The sequence below is a fragment of the Treponema sp. R80B11-R83G3 genome, assembly GCF_054786115.1.
This window is the reverse complement of the sequence record NZ_BDHF01000209.1, coordinates 1-1,405: the sequence shown is the minus strand read 5'-3', so window position 1 is coordinate 1,405 and position 1,405 is coordinate 1. Positions and strand designations below refer to the sequence as shown.

At 42.9% G+C, this 1,405-nt stretch carries 1 protein-coding gene; it reads right to left on the bottom strand.

Annotated features, from left to right (window positions below; all coding sequences use genetic code 11):
* Positions 1–65: 65 nt before the first annotated feature.
* On the bottom strand, positions 66–1,112 hold the full coding sequence (locus ACYVRH_RS12660; RefSeq protein WP_461257260.1) for a hypothetical protein: 1,047 nt from the start codon (positions 1,110–1,112) through the stop codon (positions 66–68).
* Positions 1,113–1,405: the final 293 nt, after the last annotated feature.

The following is a 1,405-nucleotide window of genomic DNA, read 5'->3' as shown; positions in this document are numbered from 1 at the left end:
TTTTTTGAATTAATTGGCTTGCTCGGAAACTTGGTTAGTTCCCGAACAAGTATTACATTCTCCTCCTATTTGTTTGGCAGTCCTGGCGTTGTGTTGCCTGTTTTAGTAACATACCAATCTGTTGTGTTAAAATGATTTGCTCGCCATTCATAACGGCTGACGCTTTTATATGTGCTTGTTATCTCCGATGTGTCTACTGCGTCATAGGGCGTTGGCTTTTCATCGTCTGCTGTTTCCCACGCTTCGACATTCCATAGGTGTTCAGAGATTTGCTCAAAGTGCGTTACATCTTTTGCCCATTTAGCGGCAGGGGCTTCGTTCATTATTACTGCGTCAAAAATTTTACCGCTTGCGTCCGTTAAATAAACTATGTCGGTTTTGTAAAGATATTTGTTTGAACCTTCTACCCATAAATCCCTAGCGGTGGGGCATGACTCGTAACCGCCCGATAGAGAAAGATTATCCCCTAATTCATTAATGCAATTTGTTGAAAGCGTCCGCAAATGTAGGGTTATATATTCACCTAACGCAACATCAATGTTGGGGAAATTGTAAACAAAGGGATTGGCGGCGTTGTGCATTATGTGGACGCTGATACCCTGCAAATTGCCCGATCTTTTTACCCGAAACTCGATGTATTCCACTTTTTTTAATTGTTCTAAAAAGTCAGGGCGTAACTCATTAATTTCGATAATCGGCGGTTCTGTTGGCGGTTCAACTGGCGGTATTACTGGCGGTTCTGTCGGTGGTTCTACAATCGGCGGTGGCTCTACTGTAGGCGGTTCGACCACAGGCGGTATTACTGGTGGCTCTGTTGGCGGTGTCTCAATAATCGGCGGCTCGATTATTGGCGGTTCAATAATAGGCGTTTCTGGTACAGGTTGCTCTGTATCATTCGGCACTGGCTCAATTTCTCCCCCTTCAATAGTTTCAGGCTCGTTTGTTTCTGGCTGTCCTTGTTCCGCTCCCTGTTCCGTTTCGGCGGGGATTTCCACAGTAGGCGGCAGACCTGTCTCGGTTTGACTGTCGTCAAGTTGGCTTGCGTCATGTTTGCAACCACAAGGGGCAAGCAGTAATGAAAAAATCATTACAAGAAAAAATAGATGTTTCATTTTCAACTCCTTAAAATAGATTTTTTCGTCTCACAAGAGACACCTATATATGGCGTGAAAGTGCCAATTTGCTTGACTGAAATCGAAAGATTTTTTACTTTTTTCGCTTTTTTGGCTGCTGTCTCGAGCGAAGCTCGGCAGCAGCCGATTTTAATGAAAAGGTACGCTATATATGGGGGTGGTCGGGAGTGAAGGTACACTATGAAAAAGAGGTGTCAGTTACATTTTAATAATAACATTTACACTATTCACCAAAAATGATAAATTTCATATATATCCCAAATTTGGGATTT

What these genes read in the sequence shown, in the direction of transcription:
- ACYVRH_RS12660 (WP_461257260.1), bottom strand. Translation starts at nt 1,112, where the DNA reads ATGAAACATCTATTTTTTCTTGTAATGATTTTTTCATTACTGCTTGCC.